Origin of the sequence: Virgibacillus sp. AGTR, assembly GCF_016919725.2 — a bacterium.
Lineage (GTDB): Bacteria > Bacillota > Bacilli > Bacillales > Amphibacillaceae > Virgibacillus > Virgibacillus salarius.
On the sequence record NZ_JAJERH010000025.1, the window covers coordinates 1 to 16,604 of the forward strand.

Sequence of the window (16,604 nt, forward strand, 5' to 3'; positions counted from 1 at the left end):
TTTTACATAGCTCTCTTCCGTACTGGTCCAGCTGAAGGGATATTATCTAACTTAAATGTTCTCACCTTTTTTACGGTAGAAACAATAAGCCATAATACTCTTATCATTTACTTCAAGCACACGTATATAACGCTCTCTAACATTGTTATTGCTATCTGTATAAAAGATAATGATTTTTAACTTATTTTCTGCAGAACGATTAAGTAACCCTTTCACGATAAGACCATTTTTAGGATATTAGTTCTTATCATAACACAAAAACGAACATGTATACTTGTTTAGTTGGAGACTTATGCGATGTTTTTGGTTATATTTCAGGATAATGCAGGAATTTGAAAATTATTTTCGAATAATATTTAATAGAATTTTATAAAGGGGATTACGATATGAAACTAATTCTAACAAAAGAGATTAAAAATAAATTAAGAAAAAAAGAAGCTAGATTTAAATCAGTAGCAAATAGAATTTTGTGTAAACTTAATTTTAAATATCTTATCTCAATGACCATAATCACCACAGTTCCTGCCTCAATTCTTTTAACTCTTTTTGAGAGCTATATTACTAAGATAACAGAACCATTGGCAACATTTATAAGTTTTTTTCTCACAGTAGCATACTTTTTGTTTTGGGGCGTAATATACAAAAAGAAATACAGGCTATATCAAAATCCACCTGCTTCCTTGACTGTCATTATCAGCTCCTATCATCTTATAATAATTACTAGCGTATTAGTAATTATTGCTATAGTACCTTACACTAACCTACCAATTGAAACAATCATTGGAATATGGCTCAGTTTTTATGGGATATTATACTCTAATCATCAAAACAATAAAAAAAGGTTAGACGAATACCATGAAAAAAATATAATTTGTAAAAAAATGCAACAAGAAGTAATTGAGTATTTTTATGATAAAATTAATACTAAACTTTAAAATGTTTATATTAACGGAATTTGCCGGAATGTAAAAATAAACCTTCTCTATAGAAGGTTTATTTATTAGGGATAAGATCATTTAAAACTATATGTATATTAGAGTAGGGATTTACATATCTATCATTTTGATTAGACATTAAGGCTTCGCTATGCTGCTTTGCAGTTTCCCACCTCTCAGCTATTTTTCCTATAATATCGATCTGACTTTTACTTTCACCATATTTAACTTTTAGATAATCTGACATTTTTTTATGAAGTTTAGTTTTGGTTAGATCGTACTCGCCATTTAAAAATTCAAAATGTAACAATAACCATGTCTCAAAACATAAATTTGTAAATCCTACACCTATATTTCTTTCTTCAGCTTTTTTAAAAGTCAATTCAAGTTGATCCCTTGGCAAGTTATCTTTATCAAAAATTATCCACACGCTATCAAAATTCTTTTTTGAATTACTCACTTTTCCGCTTGCAGTATTCAATAAACTAATTCCACTTTTTCCTGTACCATCAACTTTTATTGTTACATTAGGCAAATTCAGAAGCTGCTTTAACCTTTCAAAATATATAACTTCAGTCTCTTTACCTTCACAAACAAGAAGAATACTTTTATGCTTTGTTAGACCTTTTTTCTTTCTCCTTTTAATAGGCATAACTCATATACCTGCTTTACAATTATTGAAAGGCTGAATATCAAGTAAGCCTTCACTAATAACAGGATAAGCACCGAATTTACCTTTTAAATACTCTTTAGCATAAGAGATATCACTTCTTGATCTATTCTTGTCATCATTAAAATCATATAAAGAATATATTTCAGTGGAATTAAGTTTATTTTTTTCTGCAAACCATATTTGATCAACTCTTAATATGTTATTATCAAGTAAGTTAATATCGTGTGTATTTAATATAAACTGAGCATTCTTATTATAATCTTTTGAATTGAATAACTGCAACAAAAACTTAGAAATTGCTATATGAAAAGCACTATCAAATTCATCAATTAATAGGGTCTTCCCTCTTTCAAATGCATCTAAAAGAGCAATGGCTATTACAATCATTTTTTTAGTCCCACGTGATTCGTAAGAATCGGCATGAAGTAGAGTAACATCATCTTCACCATTATGAGAATTAACCTTATTATATACTGTATATGCATCATTAAATTCTATAAATTTTTCATCATCATCGTCATCATCTTCAAGTATCTTTTTTATTATATCAGGTATTTCTTCTTTTTTTCTATTAACTATAATATCAACAATATTATAGTCAGCAACTTTTAATATATTTAATACGTTATGTTTAAATTTTTCATCTTCTAATTTTTCTAGTAAACTGTTAAAATATCTCAAATCATAGTTCGTATCTATTATTTTCAAATCGAATTTAAACCAATCCAAAATTAATATCGCTGTATCATCATTAAACTCAGATAAAATTGTTAAGTATGAAATATTTTTACGAGTTTTATCAGTTAAGTCAGATACTTTAGGGGTTTTATATAAATATCCCTGTTTATCATGACTATATTCTCTTTCATAGTATAAAATATCACGTTTTGTTTTTAACTCAACCAGAGATTCGTGATGTATACGATCTCCATCGTAGGTAATAGTGAATTTAAAGTACCTAAAATCTAAATATAAAACAATCTCAAACTCGGTATATCCCAATTCATTTTCTTCATCCATTTTAAATGGCACATAAGGTAACTTGGAATGATTTCTTTTATAATTCATCCCCCAATTCAGTAATAAAGCTCTTAAAGTCCTAATTCCTTCAAAAACGTTTGTTTTCCCACCACCATTGGCTCCAAAAATCAAGGCGTTTTTTAATAGCCTAATATCAGGTGATTTAATAGTATTAGATTCTTTAAATTTTTTTAAGTATGGAGCAGTTTGCATTGAAAAAGTTTGTTTAGTCTTAAAAGACCTAAAATTTTTCACAGAAAAATCTACTAAAATAAATTCCACCCACTTTCTAAACAATAATCCGTAAAGAAATAATGATATTATATATAATATACATTAAATAAATAGTTTTTGCACATATTTTTAGTAATTAAAATCGCCAGTTAATAATATCAAGACAAACTTTATCAAATTCTTCCTCATTTTTGACTATGATAGATTTACATAAATGAGGATAGATTACTTCTAATTCATTTTCTTTAGGAATAATTTTAAATCCATGACATTTTGCCAATTCATATACTAAAAATAGAAATTTAGAATGTTGAAACCTATTATTCACCTTCAATATAGCCCCTCCTTATATTCAATTACTAATTTAAATCATTCGCTTAGAAAATACCGTCGAAAAAACTATTTAATATAATTTTTTTATTTCTATATTTCAACAAATTAAACATATTGTTTTTATTTTTTTGAAATCATTCATATTTAGACAAATTAATTAAGAAAATTAAATGGCATATAGTTCTTCCTTAGCCATCTTTGCCCTTACTCCACTCACACATACTTGCTACTAGTCGTCACATTGAAATAAAAAACAGCCCCACCAAAAGGCAGGGCATGACGTTTACTTAATAATAGCACTAGTACCAGACCCAACATAAATATTACGCTTACCTCTGCCAGTCTTAATAGTAACTACATCTGGATATGGTTTATCTAATATTTTATATGTTAATCCACCATACCTAGCAGGAGTAAGGCTCCAATCACTATTTTTCTTTACAGGTTTAACATTAAGCTTGTACGTTCTCCACGTTTTTGCAGATGCAGGCAAATGAACGGTACCTTTTGCTTGGCTAGGTTTAGACGGTTTACCCTCACGCATTTTATGAAGCAATTCAAGGTTTTGATCTTCTGTACCTTTATAACCTTTAATACCATATTCAGCAGCATATTTTTTTCTTGCGCTAAAGCTGGCATCTTTACCAATGCTATTAAGGTAATCAACAATAGAGCCATTAGTTACTGTTTCGGAGCCCACTTGTTGGTTAGGTGCTTCGACGGTTTTACCCTCAATGCCATCTATAAATGTACTCCACATATTCAGCAACAAGCGAGGGCAGTTTTTGCCAGACCAATGCTTATGAGGTACAACACGTTCAATAGGTATGTTGTGTTCTTTCATTAATTTTTTAATAAGCCATTGGGCATTTTTAACCGCTTTGTTAAAGTCTCCATCGCTGTTTTCACATATTTCAATTCCAATTGATTGTCGATTTCCTGTTCCGTTACCATCGCCAGCATGCCAGCCATTTTCATTCGTTGGAATGTGTTGGTATATTTCTTTGTCATCGACAGTGTAGTGCCAAGCAACCACTCGGCCACCTGCACCATTATGCAAATACCGACTGTGCATTTCTGCATCTGCACCCTTCTTTTCGTTAGCAGTACCGTGGACTGTTAAATATCTTGGTTTCATAGAATGACCAGGGCGTTGATTCGTTTGAGATTTAGGTATAAAATCTTTTATTATTTTTGGCATTATTTCATCCCCTTATCACGTAAGAATTTATCATTATGTTTTCCTTTTTTAGTAACTGGATTGTCTTTAAACCATGCCCATACAGCTACGCCAATCGTTGCTACTGTTGATACACCTTCAAATATTTGATCTTCGCTAAATGGCAAAGGACTCCACCCCATAGTTATCAAGGTTTGATTTGCCAATAAAATTACCAATACCACCAGTCTTACAATTGCTTGTTTCATGTTAATTCCTCCTCTTAAAATAAAAATAGCCCTATTACTAGGACTAACCTTCCATTGTGTCTATTCGCTTGTGTGCTTGTTTGGTTGATTCTTCAACTCTGGTTACACGTTCATTTAAATGAGCGATGTTTTTCTCATTTGCTTTTAAATCAATTCGTATGTCATCTACCCCCTTTCTGATATAGCCTAACTCTGCCCTTACTTCTGCGCTTTGTTCGGCATCATTTTTTGTATTACTCTTAGCTGTGTTACTTCTTTTAAATTGGTAAGTTTGATAACCAATTAACGCTGCAAAGGCTGCAATAATTATTGATACAATTGATATTAATACTCCTAATTCAATCATTCTCAACCCCCTGTTTTAAGACATAAAAATAACGCCTATCCAGCGTTTATTAAACCTTCACATTTTAAGCAACCTCTCATACTCCGCAAACTGCCCCTTAATCATTTCGGGCAATGTCGGCTTCGATTGCCCAAAAGTGGCATCAATTCGATAAGTACCCGGTTCATAGACCTCACTTATTTCAGTAAGGCGTGCATTCCTAGTTAAACCCCAACTTCTATTCTGTAAAGTTGTAATATCGCCTAAATCATAATCCCTACCATATACAAAAGGTGACATCGTTAATATTTCTGATTCCAGATAAAACTCATTTTCCAGTTCTTTCATCTTTTGTTGTCCACGCTCTGTTAGTTGGCTTGTTTCAGCTACATCTCTAGCATCTATAAATGTTTCAATACGTTCAAGACCAGTAGCTCCCCCTATTTCAATAACTTCACGCTCTACACCTTCACCTTGACCAGCTACATAACCATAGTTTTTCATGTTAATGTCGCTGTCGGTAAGAGTTTGATTTTTGACCGTTTCAAATTCAGGACTAAACAAGATTGGTGGCACATCGCTCTGATCAGTCGTTTTATTCACACCTTCTACAACATCAAATACATATTGTCTATTTTCAAGATCAAGTGTAATATCCCAACCTAATTCAGTAGCTAAGGAAATATCTTGCAGTTCCTCTGATATATTCTTGTATCTGCTTTGCCATGTAACATGTTGCCCACGCCCTTTATCTTCTGCGATCACTAAATTAGGTATTTTACGACTAGGATCAGCAGGATTTATAAAGTGATTCATAATATAATGTTTCATTACAGTTTCAGCTGGTCCACTTTTTCGGTCATATTCTGCATTTGATGGAGGTATAGAAAGACGTTGACCAACAATACCTTTTAGTTGATACCCCTTAATAGTCCATTGTTCAGAGCTCTTTCCTTTTTCATTTAGGGGTATTTCTCGATGCTTAATAATACCAACTTTATTAAGCTGACCACCTAACATAATTAACGCATTTTTAAGCAGCTTGTCTGTATGTTGTTTATACCTGTTAATTCGTAAATCAAAGCTGCCAATCGAATGAAAGGAACGTGGAAACTGTAAGGATTCGTAGTTATCTATTTCCGCTAGTAACGTTAAATCTTGCGATAAAATGCGTATAGGCATCAACTTATTTTGAGCCATGTTTACACTTCCTCTGGACCTGATAAATTTTTATTTAACGGTTTTACAAATCCGCACACAGTTTCATCCTGTCTTGTGTCTGTAAGCTTGTATGCTATGAGTTGATCCGGATCTGGCTCGACAGTAGATATTGACAATTCATATAACTCCGTATTCCTAATTAAAGGCGGAATTTTGCCATGTTCTTCTTTCTTCACTACCTCAATATTGCCTGTTATTAAATCCAACTGGACAACATATCTATACATTTTGCCATCTCTTACTCCTGATACATCGTGACTAATATTATTTTCTTCGTAATAATAAGGGAGCCCCCCTATAATCGCATTTCCACTTGATAAACCCATATAATTAGCTGTTGCAAAGGATGGCTCAAGCCCACCCTCAAAAATCCCATCGGATAGTTTCAAGCCACCATTTATGATCGTACTTGCTTCTTTTAACTCATCCTCAATGGGTCGTATGCGTTCTTCCAATACTTTCCCTGTCACATATGCTTGACCACGCTGATCCTCAAACCATGCATTCCAATCATCTTTTGTTCCTTGAAACCAAGCATTCCAGTCGGTTTCTGTATTGCTAAACCAATTATTCCAACTGTTATCATATTCTGTTGTTGCGTCGGCAAACCAGGTATTCCATTGTTGTTCAAATTGTAAAATATGTTCGTTATACCAATCTTCCCATTGTCCTTCATGGCTTGCTGTTTTTGCTTCATACCACTGTTGGAATTGGTTAAATATTTCTGTTGTGTCAGCCTGAATCAATGAGTTAACCAAGCCACACACATCATTGTTTAAGCGTTCATCCGTAACTTGATATCCTTCAATATAAGACTTTCCTGCTTCAATCTTTACCTGTGCTAACGATAATTCGTATATATTATTTTCTCTCGTCAATGCTGGTGCTTGCGGAGAGGTAGATGGTGTACCTTTTAACACCACAGCATTAATGGATCTCACTTCTAAAGATGTATTTAAGCGCAAAACAATACGGTCAATACGATCAAGCTCATTATGCGGTAAATCGTGCTGCAAATAAAAAGGTTCGTCCTGGATTTTATAGAGATAGCCCTCTATCCAGCCGAACCCTTGATTAATATATGTTTCTATGTTGTTCCCATCTGCCTCTACTTTTAAATTGGTACCACCATTAAAGATACCATTTGAAAGCAATCGTCTAAAATACTCGGCAAATTCATCCGCGGTATATTCTCGATCATCGTCAGGAGTCGAGTCAAAAAATCGTGATAATTCGGCCATACTTTACACCCCCACATACATGTTTCTATAGGATATAACTACCCTTGTTTTCGTGCTGTCGTTGTTACTGTTATATTCCAATTGATTTTCTCCTATCTGCAGTTGGAAAAACCAACTTTCCGGATTAATCCAATTAAATGCATCCGTTCGGTTACCTGCAGCATCTTCTATTTCTACTGACTTTTGACCAAATGTAGTATCAATAATTAACTTATCTGTCTCCGATAAAGTACGGTTTACTTGAATAAATTCACCAGTTGTATTGTTCTTGATTATAGGATTAATGGCAGGACCACGAAATTCAATATGCACTGGCGTTTCTACATCACCATCATTTTTAAAAATACGTCTGAAAGACCGCTGTGAGAATTTCGTACCTAGTCGTAATGGGAAAGAGAATCCACCCATGACAAAAGACATTTGAGATGATTTAGTAACCGTTTCTCTCCAATAAGGATTAGGACATTTCCACGTAATCATAAATGGTTGCCATACGTTTCGACCACGTTCTGGAAAAACAGGACCGCCATCAAGTACACCAAATATTTCTTTGGTATCTCCATCTAATTCTAAAGTTATTTTTCCAAGACCTAATTTAGGATTGCAAACCCTCAGTATTTGTTTTCTAAAGCTCTTTATTTCTTCAGGTTCTCTTCTGGTAATAGTACCTTCTAAATCTATAAATCGAGGTTGTAATAATGTATCAATGTGTGTATCTCCATCTTGATAAGGAGCTTTCTCACTCTGTAAATCAGCATCTATTTCACCAATACCTGTTAAGGACTCAATAACTAGAGGTGATAGATAAAAGATAATAGCTTCACCTCTACTATTTTCAAATGTTAATCGTCTCAATATCTATCACCTCAATTCCATTGCTGCTTCTCTTAACATTTGCTTATTTTTCCTTGCTGTTTCCGATGGTGATAATGGTGTCGGACTATGATAATGATTTGTTTGATTAATCTCTTTTGCTTCTCCAGCTGTCTGAAGAAACTCTTTCATTAAACCAATTAAATCATCGATACGATCATTGTCACCATTTTCACCTGCTACATTAACTACTGTTTCATTACCTTTCCCATTAAGTGCAAGCAACTTCATAAACTCATTGTTTCTTAGCTTACTTGGCTCAACAAGGCTTTGCCAGTCTTTTGTACCTTGAGCGTATTTTGGTGCTGACTTTAACAACCTTTCTGTTTCTCGATGCGGTATTACATGAGATCCTTTTGGTAGATTAGGTAATAAGGTATCCGTAGGTGGAGATAAAAAGGTTGAACCGTTAGGGGTTTGTATTAATTCTCTTCCACCGCCATCACCTACGACAGCATGGCCACCAGGATGACCACTCGTAGGTGTACCTTTTGCCCACCATTTAAAACCACTAGCAACAAACTCGATTGTTTTTTGAATTGGACTTTTCGCTTTTTTATCAAGATCATTAATGGAACCTTTATCATCGGCCTTGACATACTTCGTGACCATATCACTTGCAAGGTCGTTGATAAACCTAATAGACCCATTGTCCTTAGCATTAACGTTCTTATCAACGTCTTTAGCAGCTTCTTTGGTACGTTTCTTTTCTTTTTCAATACCCTTGTCTGTTTTCTTGTTGTTGTTATCAATCTGATCGCCTTGCTTTTTAATGGCGTTTTCCCCTAAATTCACTTCATCTTTTACTTGATCCCACAAATCGGCTTCTTGAAGAATCTTTTTAAGAACGTCGTCGTTTTTAAGAATTTTATTATCAAGCTCTGCAACTTGATTCTTTATTTCTTGTTTGTTTAATCCCTGTTGTTTTCCGTTTTTTATAAGATTTTCACGTTCTTTAAGCAACTCATTATTCTTGTTTTGAATCTGTTTTACAATGTTACCTTCTTCAACTTTAATATCTGTAGTTAAAGCATGGTTTTCTATCTTCCGCTGCTTCTCTTTTGTTAAACTAGCAAATCTACCTTCCATGAGTGAGTTTAAATTTTTATAGATGCCTATTTCTTCAAACAAGTAATTCTTAGCCTCTAGTTGTTTGTTATTGGTTTTAACTAGCTTGTCATAACGTTTCTGTTCTTCTGCAGTTAGTTCACCATTTTTTTGACGTTTTTCTTCTAGCCTTACTATTTCCTCAGTATTCTTTGCGATAGATTTATCAAGCTGCGCAAGACCTTTTTTTCCTTCTTCATTGATTCCAACTTGCTTTAATATGATGTTTTGCATTTCTTCATTTAACGCATCAATTTTCGCAAGTTCTTCTTCACTTTCCTTTTTGGATTCGCGTTTCTTAATAATTTTATCCTGCAAATAGTCAACTGCTTTTCTATGATCACCATTTTCAATATCCATCAAGGCTGTCAGTTCTTTTGTTAATTCATTTTTTCTTGCAGAACTAGTATTACTATCATTTAACAATTTATTAATCTCGCTCTGTCTGGCTTTGTTTTCATTCATAGACAGTTCAGAAGCCTCATTTTTAATTTTCATTTCATCCAGCAAACCGTTAAGCTCTTTTTGTTTATCATTTATTTCTTGTTGGATATTTGCCTTTTCGGACAGTGCCGCTGATCGTTGAGCCTCTAACTCTGTCCTTGTCATTTCATATAACGATTCAACATATTCATTTACTGCATCTGAGTTTTTGGCAAACGCATTACCTTGATCAGAAACGTTTTTCTCTACATCAGGTGTTTGCTCAATAATATTCTTATTGGCTTTAAACAATTTTTTTAGTTCGTCCTTGGATAAGCCTGACTTCTTAGCTAAATCATCATAACGTTTTTGGAGCTCATTAATTTCACCAGGATTACTAGATTCAGATATACGTATATTTAAATCATTCAATTCAGCTAGTTGTTCATTGCTGATTTTAGCTTTATTTGATAGCTTATCAAACGTGTCGGCACTGTTTTCTAGTTCAGTAGCTTGATCGTTTAATGACTGAGCAACTTCCAGATTGACCTCTTTTGCCTTTTTTGATTTTTGAATTAAACCATGTACAGTTAAACCTAGTGCTGCGACTCCAGCAATCGCTAAACCAACTACGCCACCTTTACTAAGCAACGATAATGCACCAGCAGCGCCTTTTCCATTGGCTACACCGATAGATTTCGATAATCCTCCCATGCCTTGCATTAACATTCCTGTACCCATTGTTAATTTCCCAAAAATACTTAAAACAGGTCCAGCTGCGGCTGATAATAAACCAAACTTCACAATGTTTTCTTGTGTTTTAGGGCTTAATTCCGCAAACCAATTAGTTAAATCTTTTAAGAGATTAATGGTTGTTTCGATGGTAGGCTTAAGGTTTTTGTACATCTCAATAAAGAGATCTTCCAACATCGACTTTAATTCTTTCACGCTACCTGCTACATTATCTTGCATGGTATCAGCCATTTCACTTGCTGCGCCTTCGGATCCTTCGATAGCTTTTGTTAAATCCTTATAATCAGATTCAGAGGCATTTATCACAGCTAATGCACCAGACATGGCTTCTTTTCCAAATATAGTCGCTGCAGCTGAGGCTTGTTGTTTCTTGTCCAACTTGCCAAGATTCTTACGTAAATCCTTCATGACCTTGTCGAAGGATTTCATTTCTCCACTTGAATCGGTTAAAGAAATACCGTACTTATTCATTGCTTTTTGCATCGCTTTTGTTGGCTTAGATAAGTTAGTCATCATGGTACGTAATGCAGTACCGGCCTTTTCACCTTTAATACCAGCGTTGGCCATTAAACCAATTGCCTTAGATGTATCTTCCATCGTATACCCAAGTGCACCAGCTACCGGAGCTACATACTTAAAGGCATTACCTAAACCTTGTACATCTGTATTCGCATTGGACGATGCGGCCGCTAATATGTCAGCCATACGGCTACTTTCTTTAGCAGATTCGCCAAATGCTGTTAATCCGTCTGTTACAATATCAGAAACACTTGCTAAGTCCTCACCAGATGCTGCAGCTAAATCCATAACACCAGATATACCGTCCATCATATCTGCTGCATCCCAACCAGCTAACGACATATAGTAAAATGCATCGCTTGTTTCCTTGGCACTAAACACGGATGTTTTACCCATATCACGTGCTTTTGTTTCTAAGTTCTTCATTTCTTCAGCACTAGCACCAGATACAGCTTTTACTTTGGACATACCTGATTCAAAGTCCACGCCTGTTTTAATGGCGGCTCCGCCAACAATCCCAAGGGGTAAGGTTACATTTCGGTTTAATGTACTACCGATATCACTCATACCTGATCCAAAGTTTTTTACTTTTGAACCTGTATCGTGTAATTTATCCCCCATTTTCGTCCAATTCGAGTTGGCAATACGTTGTTCCTCTTTTAATTTGGCCAGTTCATCTTTGGTACGTTCCACATAGCGTTCTAAGTTGTTCAAGGATGCAGCTTGATTGTTGTATTCTCTCGCTGCCTTTTCTGCTTCGGTGGATCCTTCTCCATATTCATCTACCATTTTTTGATACGACTTATACGCTTTATCAGTGACTGCCCTTTGGACTTCTAACTTTTTATTAAGTCCTTTTAAGCGAGTCTCATATTTACCAACCGATCTATCACTGCGGTCAAAAGCAGACATATTAGCTTTCATTTCGCTATTAACCGTTTTAAGTTTAGACTTTAAATCATCCAAACCACTATTAACTTTCATGGTTTCGAGATCTAGCCCAATGGATAAGCCGTCTATTCGTTCAGCCATCAGTTACCTCCTTTCTTTGGAGATAATAAAAAATCCCTAACCGCCAAATGCAGCGATTAAGGACTTTTCTTTTTTTGGTTTATTCTTATCTTTTAAGATTTCTACAACGTAATGGATGGGCATATCTAATATTTCATTGATATCCTTACCATTTTCCATCATGTCTACGATGAGTTTATCCATATACTCTGCTTGTTTGGCTAAAGAAAAGTCCTCATCGTTTAACTGTTCTTCGCCAGGTAGTTTTTTGTATCATTACTTTGTTGTCCATGTGCAACGAACAACACTTGATCATACAAGGCATCTTTACCTTCAGGAGCATGAAGGCGATTATATATATCATCCTTCGTAATCTTGCCAGCATAAATTTCATTCGCTACAAAATCTGCCAACTTATCAAACTTATCTGCTTCAGACATTTCCATATCTGTTTCCAAATCATCAAACAGTTGAATTGCATCTCTACATACTCGAAACGGAATAAAGGCAGGTGTCCAATGTTTTTCGATTTCCACCTCTCCACCGTTCATGACTTCTTCTGGATTTTTTACAAGTTCTAACATGTTTCGTTTCAAATTCGCCATTCTAACCATCCTCTCTATTAAATTAAAAAAGAGAGCAGGAAAGACCTACTCTCAAGCTAATTATGATTATTGTGCTGGCCAAGGAACATCAAATGTAGATCCATCAGATTTCTCAAAGGTAATGTTAGTACCATCTGAAGTTGCACCAACTACACTAACACCATCGGCACCAGGATCACCCTTATCACCTTTTGCCCCTTTTGATCCAGCAGGACCTTGTTCCCCCTGAGGACCTTGAGGACCTTCTGGACCTGCGGGACCTTGTGAACCGCGTTCACCACCACTAGATTGCCTAACAAAGCTAGCAACTTCACCTGTCTTAATCGCATCTGTAACATAGCCTATTCCTTCAGTATCAGATGCAACCAGCACTCCACCTTCTCCAACTTCTACATATTGACCAGCTGATAAATCTTCCCCTGCTTCCACGTTCCATATTGGTTTGTCTTTCATGGTTACAGTAACTACTTGGTTCTCTGTTAATTCACCTGTGGATACAAAGTCTGGTGATTCACCTGGTACGGTAATAGCTAAATGTGGTGCACCGTTACCGCCTGTCATGGATAATAGACGATTAGCCTGAACGTCTTCTGTTACAATAGCTTTAAATGTACTCATTATCCCTCAACGCCTCCTTGATTTTCTGTACCTGGGTATGGCTTCCCAAATATTTTCTGGAATAAATCATCACGATTAGTTGTTTGTCCTTTTGGATCTTGGGCAAAAATAACGGATTTTTCCTCGTCAAATCCTTCTACAACACGATCCATAAATTGGGCAGAGATTTCTTCAGAACTAAACTCAACACCATCACCCTTTGTTTGACCACTAATATTTGGCCGAGTGAATAGTCCTTTCGGTAAACCAACATATTCCATCGATCCATCTTCAAATGTTTTCGCAAAGATAACACCTACATATGGAGAATTATCTTGACTACCTGCAGCAGTTAACCCTCCTACTTTCTCCCAACCTAATAACCGTTGCTTGTCCTCTATTGGGATTTTATGAAATTGAGATGTAACGGAAATATCTCCATTGGAGGTAGCCATTTCGGCTGTTTTATTACTTCCGTAAGCTCGAACAATTTCCTGCGGCATTTCTACATTGATATCTTGTAAAAAGTCAACATGCTCAATATATTGCGCTACAACATCATCGCCAACTTCACCATAGTAAAACTCATCTACACCAGTAGCTGCACGATAATTTTTCTTTTCTTCTTGTGGCACTATAATCACTCCTTGTTTTGGTTATAAAAAATGACAGCCTATAAGCTGTCCAAATCATCTCTATATAAGGTTCCTCGATACCTTCTTGCATCTCGAAAAACACCTGTATCTTTGTCATATGCTTGCGGTCCTGGTTTTTGCGAAAAGCCAAAGACCTCCCACATGATGTCACGAATTTTATCCGCTATGGCATCTGTTATTTTTCTATTACTTGACCAAACATCTATTTGTATTAGATAGTCATACTTCATCCATTTATTAGATCCATAATCACTAGGATCTGGTGGATTGATTGGATCAATAACTATAAATGGCTCAGTTACATCACCTGTTTCTGGATATTCATAATACTTTATTCTTCCAAGAGTCTGATCTTTAATGTAATCATCAGCAATTAGTGACTTGTATATCTTATCTAGTATATCCATCACAAACCACCTTTTAAGGCATTACGTACTGCAGCACGATACGCCTTTTCACTGTTTTTCATCGCCCTTGCAACTGCACCTTTACCTCTTGGATTCGGATTTTTAATTGTTCCCCACTCATTAAGATGTATAATCCGGTAACGACCATGCGGACCACTCCAATGCACCGTAACACGTCTCGCACCATCTGGGCCATATTCAGGACCTTTTATAGTAATTTCTTCGATACTATAACCTTCATCTTTAAAGCTTTCAAACTCAGACTTTAAATTTCTAACAAACTCTTTCGCTGCATTTATCAAAGCCTCATCGCTAATTCGTTGCATGGCCTGTTTACCCAACTTCGTTTCCAATTCAGCTAGTAGTTTATCCAAACCTCTTATTTTAACGCTCACGATTGAATCCCTCCCACAATTTTAATAAAAGCATTGTTTTGAGGATCCGGAAAATCCGCTTTTACGTTAAAGTGTTTTCCACGATAACCTCGGGCATCAATGGAAATATAGTGTTTGTTTGTAGGAATGTAATCGTCTAACGGATCTCGTATGGTAATGGTCACATCTTCGACAGTTCCGTTCGTTTTAGCCTGTTCCAGATCTTTCATCCACACTTCGTCAATCTTTCCCATGCATTCATAAAGAGTTTTCTTCTCTTGCTCTCCTGGTTCAGGACCTTCTTTCGGTACATATTTATAAAAGGTGACAGGTGTACGTAATTCGCCACTATGCACACGTGGTGGTTTGTATTTAAACTCCCTCATTTGTTTCACCTTCTTTTGAAAATACCATATCAAGGCCAAGTCCAACTATGTCGCTTAAAAAGTTATCGTCAAAATACTCAACGGCTTCATTATAAGCATACCTGGTACGTTCTATGACTAGTTCTGTTGCTCTGATATCGAGATTAGTTTTTCCGTCAATGTTGAATTGACCACATTTATCTTCTACGAATGCAATAGAAAAGGACAACAATTCCTTCAAATTGTCATCCTCTCCGCTATGAGAAATATGCATCCGTTCCTTAAATTTTTTCAGCAATCCCTCTGTGACCAATTAGATCACCCCTCTACGCCACCAGATCCTGAAGTATTAAATGTGATATTCAAATCGTAAACCAATGCTGTTTTATTATCTTCAGGTTTACCATTAGCAAATTGCTTAATCGTGTAAAGAATTGCGTCCTCAATCGCTAAGGTTTGGTCATATTTATTTGTTTTATACCCGCCTGCCAATGCAGCAAGATATTTTCCTTTAACAAAGAACACCGCTTTCCCAACAGGAACTTCTTCAGACTCAGTTGGTTTAATGTTATATGGTAAGGACATTACCCATTGACCATTGGGTGTTTGGATAGTGTTTCTAGCTTGTACACTAATAGCGTCAATTGGATTCACGATCATAACAATTTTATTCATTACCTTTCGTGCTTTGTCTTTTGCATCTGTAGATAAAGCTTTAATTACATCATGCAATTCTCCTGCAACAACTTCCCCTTTTTCAGATGGAGCAAAAGTTAATGTTCCAGAAGATTCTTTATCAGTTACAGCACCATTTTCAGATACATTTTTCATTAATCCGATTGGTTCATTTTGAGATGGACCACGACCGTTTACAAATCCATATTCTAAACCAACTGAATATGATTCAACCAATACAGTTCGAACATAACGTTCAACCCATACCGGACCAAGTGCCAGCATATCCTTTGGCATTACAGCAAATGCAGTAAGTTTCAATTGCCCGATTTCTTCTTCGGTAAATGCAGAACTAATTTGTCCTTTAATCTCTCCGAACAACTTACCCCATGCGTAAGCCTTTGTTGGATCGGATTTAATGAAGCGTGTAACCGCTCCTAAATCTTGCAGACCGATTGCTTCAAGTAATGGATGGGCTTCAACTAAATCCTCGAAAACACGTTCCTGCGTTGTTACAGGAAGGATTGAATCTTCATCGAAACCCTCAGAAATAATTACTTCATTAAAGAATTTCTTTTCCTCTGATGTAAGTACGTTTTGACCACGAGCAGACAAGATATGATCATCCATTTGTTGTGTACGAACTTCTGCAGTAATCTTCTCTGTTAAATCTTCTGCAAGAGCATTTTGCATTTCCTCCCACGCATTTGAAAGTTTTTCTGCATCTTGCTCTTCCGCTTTTACTAGATCCATGTATGCTTCTTTCTTCGCTTTAAAATTATCCATTTTACCTTTTAATTCCATTGTCATATAACATTCCTCCTGTTTT

At 35.5% G+C, this 16,604-nt stretch carries 21 protein-coding genes; 2 read left to right on the forward strand and 19 right to left on the reverse strand.

Annotation, left to right across the window (positions count from 1 at the left end):
- The coding region (locus JUJ52_RS10920) for a hypothetical protein (protein WP_228088952.1) at nucleotides 1-180 on the forward strand (180 nt) is incomplete at its 5' end.
- Between the two features lie 206 nt (nucleotides 181-386).
- Nucleotides 387-935: a hypothetical protein gene (locus JUJ52_RS10925; protein ID WP_228088953.1), complete on the forward strand. Its 549-nt coding sequence runs from the start codon at nucleotides 387-389 to the stop codon at nucleotides 933-935.
- Between the two features lie 58 nt (nucleotides 936-993).
- Here the strand turns inward: JUJ52_RS10925 and JUJ52_RS10930 are convergent, their stop codons facing one another.
- The 19 genes from JUJ52_RS10930 to JUJ52_RS11020 all read right to left on the reverse strand — a co-directional run bounded on the left by JUJ52_RS10930 (nucleotide 994) and on the right by JUJ52_RS11020 (nucleotide 16,585).
- Nucleotides 994-1,587 carry an RloB family protein gene (locus JUJ52_RS10930; RefSeq protein ID WP_228088954.1) on the reverse strand — a complete coding sequence of 198 codons (594 nt, stop codon included), beginning with the start codon at nucleotides 1,585-1,587 and terminating at the stop codon, nucleotides 994-996.
- Nucleotides 1,588-1,590: 3 nt separating this feature from the next.
- On the reverse strand, nucleotides 1,591-2,910 hold the full coding sequence (locus JUJ52_RS10935) for an AAA family ATPase (protein ID WP_228088955.1): 1,320 nt from the start codon (nucleotides 2,908-2,910) through the stop codon (nucleotides 1,591-1,593).
- An 88-nt stretch (nucleotides 2,911-2,998) separates the two neighbouring features.
- Entirely contained in the window at nucleotides 2,999-3,196 is a 198-nt protein-coding gene (locus JUJ52_RS10940) for a hypothetical protein (RefSeq protein WP_228088956.1), read from the reverse strand.
- Between the two features lie 282 nt (nucleotides 3,197-3,478).
- Nucleotides 3,479-4,396 (reverse strand): N-acetylmuramoyl-L-alanine amidase, encoded by a 918-nt coding sequence (locus JUJ52_RS23520; RefSeq protein WP_304956760.1) that lies wholly within the window; start codon nucleotides 4,394-4,396, stop codon nucleotides 3,479-3,481.
- Nucleotides 4,396-4,623 carry a phage holin gene (locus JUJ52_RS10950; RefSeq protein ID WP_228088957.1) on the reverse strand — a complete coding sequence of 76 codons (228 nt, stop codon included), beginning with the start codon at nucleotides 4,621-4,623 and terminating at the stop codon, nucleotides 4,396-4,398. Before JUJ52_RS10950 ends, JUJ52_RS23520 begins: the two co-directional genes overlap by 1 nt.
- 43 nt (nucleotides 4,624-4,666) lie before the next feature.
- Entirely contained in the window at nucleotides 4,667-4,969 is a 303-nt protein-coding gene (locus tag JUJ52_RS10955) for a hypothetical protein (RefSeq protein ID WP_228088958.1), read from the reverse strand.
- Between the two features lie 57 nt (nucleotides 4,970-5,026).
- Entirely contained in the window at nucleotides 5,027-6,148 is a 1,122-nt protein-coding gene (locus JUJ52_RS10960; protein ID WP_226983552.1) for a siphovirus ReqiPepy6 Gp37-like family protein, read from the reverse strand.
- Nucleotides 6,149-6,150: 2 nt separating this feature from the next.
- Entirely contained in the window at nucleotides 6,151-7,410 is a 1,260-nt protein-coding gene (locus JUJ52_RS10965; RefSeq protein ID WP_205388910.1) for a hypothetical protein, read from the reverse strand.
- Between the two features lie 3 nt (nucleotides 7,411-7,413).
- Nucleotides 7,414-8,265: a phage tail family protein gene (locus tag JUJ52_RS10970; protein WP_205388912.1), complete on the reverse strand. Its 852-nt coding sequence runs from the start codon at nucleotides 8,263-8,265 to the stop codon at nucleotides 7,414-7,416.
- A gap of 6 nt (nucleotides 8,266-8,271) precedes the next feature.
- Nucleotides 8,272-12,117: a phage tail tape measure protein gene (locus JUJ52_RS10975; RefSeq protein WP_228088959.1), complete on the reverse strand. Its 3,846-nt coding sequence runs from the start codon at nucleotides 12,115-12,117 to the stop codon at nucleotides 8,272-8,274.
- A 36-nt stretch (nucleotides 12,118-12,153) separates the two neighbouring features.
- Nucleotides 12,154-12,300, reverse strand: a complete 147-nt coding sequence (gene gpGT, locus JUJ52_RS10980) for a phage tail assembly chaperone GT (RefSeq protein WP_162986297.1) — start codon at nucleotides 12,298-12,300, stop codon at nucleotides 12,154-12,156.
- 38 nt (nucleotides 12,301-12,338) lie between these two features.
- Nucleotides 12,339-12,701: a phage tail assembly chaperone G gene (gpG, locus tag JUJ52_RS10985; protein ID WP_121603777.1), complete on the reverse strand. Its 363-nt coding sequence runs from the start codon at nucleotides 12,699-12,701 to the stop codon at nucleotides 12,339-12,341.
- A gap of 66 nt (nucleotides 12,702-12,767) precedes the next feature.
- Nucleotides 12,768-13,319, reverse strand: coding sequence for a collagen-like protein (locus tag JUJ52_RS10990; protein ID WP_205388913.1), 552 nt, complete (start codon nucleotides 13,317-13,319; stop codon nucleotides 12,768-12,770).
- Nucleotides 13,319-13,933, reverse strand: a complete 615-nt coding sequence (locus tag JUJ52_RS10995) for a major tail protein (protein WP_205388914.1) — start codon at nucleotides 13,931-13,933, stop codon at nucleotides 13,319-13,321. The genes JUJ52_RS10990 and JUJ52_RS10995 overlap by 1 nt, the downstream gene beginning before the upstream one ends.
- Nucleotides 13,934-13,971: 38 nt before the next feature.
- On the reverse strand, nucleotides 13,972-14,361 hold the full coding sequence (locus JUJ52_RS11000) for a gp17 family tail completion protein (RefSeq protein ID WP_205388915.1): 390 nt from the start codon (nucleotides 14,359-14,361) through the stop codon (nucleotides 13,972-13,974).
- Nucleotides 14,361-14,756 (reverse strand): hypothetical protein, encoded by a 396-nt coding sequence (locus tag JUJ52_RS11005; RefSeq protein ID WP_205388916.1) that lies wholly within the window; start codon nucleotides 14,754-14,756, stop codon nucleotides 14,361-14,363. Before JUJ52_RS11005 ends, JUJ52_RS11000 begins: the two co-directional genes overlap by 1 nt.
- Nucleotides 14,753-15,121: a phage head-tail adapter protein gene (locus JUJ52_RS11010; RefSeq protein ID WP_205388917.1), complete on the reverse strand. Its 369-nt coding sequence runs from the start codon at nucleotides 15,119-15,121 to the stop codon at nucleotides 14,753-14,755. The genes JUJ52_RS11005 and JUJ52_RS11010 overlap by 4 nt, the downstream gene beginning before the upstream one ends.
- Nucleotides 15,108-15,413 (reverse strand): phage gp6-like head-tail connector protein, encoded by a 306-nt coding sequence (locus JUJ52_RS11015; protein ID WP_226983553.1) that lies wholly within the window; start codon nucleotides 15,411-15,413, stop codon nucleotides 15,108-15,110. The genes JUJ52_RS11010 and JUJ52_RS11015 overlap by 14 nt, the downstream gene beginning before the upstream one ends.
- A gap of 5 nt (nucleotides 15,414-15,418) precedes the next feature.
- Nucleotides 15,419-16,585: a phage major capsid protein gene (locus tag JUJ52_RS11020; RefSeq protein ID WP_228088960.1), complete on the reverse strand. Its 1,167-nt coding sequence runs from the start codon at nucleotides 16,583-16,585 to the stop codon at nucleotides 15,419-15,421.
- Between the last annotated feature and the right edge of the window lie 19 nt (nucleotides 16,586-16,604).

Coding starts and splice junctions, on each gene's coding strand:
- JUJ52_RS11000 (WP_205388915.1), bottom strand. CDS start 14,361: ATGGATATACTAGATAAGATATACAAGTCACTAATTGCTGATGATTAC.
- JUJ52_RS10975 (WP_228088959.1), bottom strand. CDS start 12,117: ATGGCTGAACGAATAGACGGCTTATCCATTGGGCTAGATCTCGAAACC.
- JUJ52_RS23520 (WP_304956760.1), bottom strand. CDS start 4,396: ATGCCAAAAATAATAAAAGATTTTATACCTAAATCTCAAACGAATCAA.
- JUJ52_RS10950 (WP_228088957.1), bottom strand. CDS start 4,623: ATGAAACAAGCAATTGTAAGACTGGTGGTATTGGTAATTTTATTGGCA.
- JUJ52_RS10960 (WP_226983552.1), bottom strand. CDS start 6,148: ATGGCTCAAAATAAGTTGATGCCTATACGCATTTTATCGCAAGATTTA.
- JUJ52_RS11020 (WP_228088960.1), bottom strand. CDS start 16,585: ATGACAATGGAATTAAAAGGTAAAATGGATAATTTTAAAGCGAAGAAA.
- JUJ52_RS10930 (WP_228088954.1), bottom strand. CDS start 1,587: ATGCCTATTAAAAGGAGAAAGAAAAAAGGTCTAACAAAGCATAAAAGT.
- gpGT (WP_162986297.1), bottom strand. CDS start 12,300: ATGGATAAACTCATCGTAGACATGATGGAAAATGGTAAGGATATCAAT.
- JUJ52_RS10990 (WP_205388913.1), bottom strand. CDS start 13,319: ATGAGTACATTTAAAGCTATTGTAACAGAAGACGTTCAGGCTAATCGT.
- gpG (WP_121603777.1), bottom strand. CDS start 12,701: ATGGCGAATTTGAAACGAAACATGTTAGAACTTGTAAAAAATCCAGAA.
- JUJ52_RS10965 (WP_205388910.1), bottom strand. CDS start 7,410: ATGGCCGAATTATCACGATTTTTTGACTCGACTCCTGACGATGATCGA.
- JUJ52_RS11010 (WP_205388917.1), bottom strand. CDS start 15,121: ATGAGGGAGTTTAAATACAAACCACCACGTGTGCATAGTGGCGAATTA.
- JUJ52_RS10955 (WP_228088958.1), bottom strand. CDS start 4,969: ATGATTGAATTAGGAGTATTAATATCAATTGTATCAATAATTATTGCA.
- JUJ52_RS10925 (WP_228088953.1), top strand. CDS start 387: ATGAAACTAATTCTAACAAAAGAGATTAAAAATAAATTAAGAAAAAAA.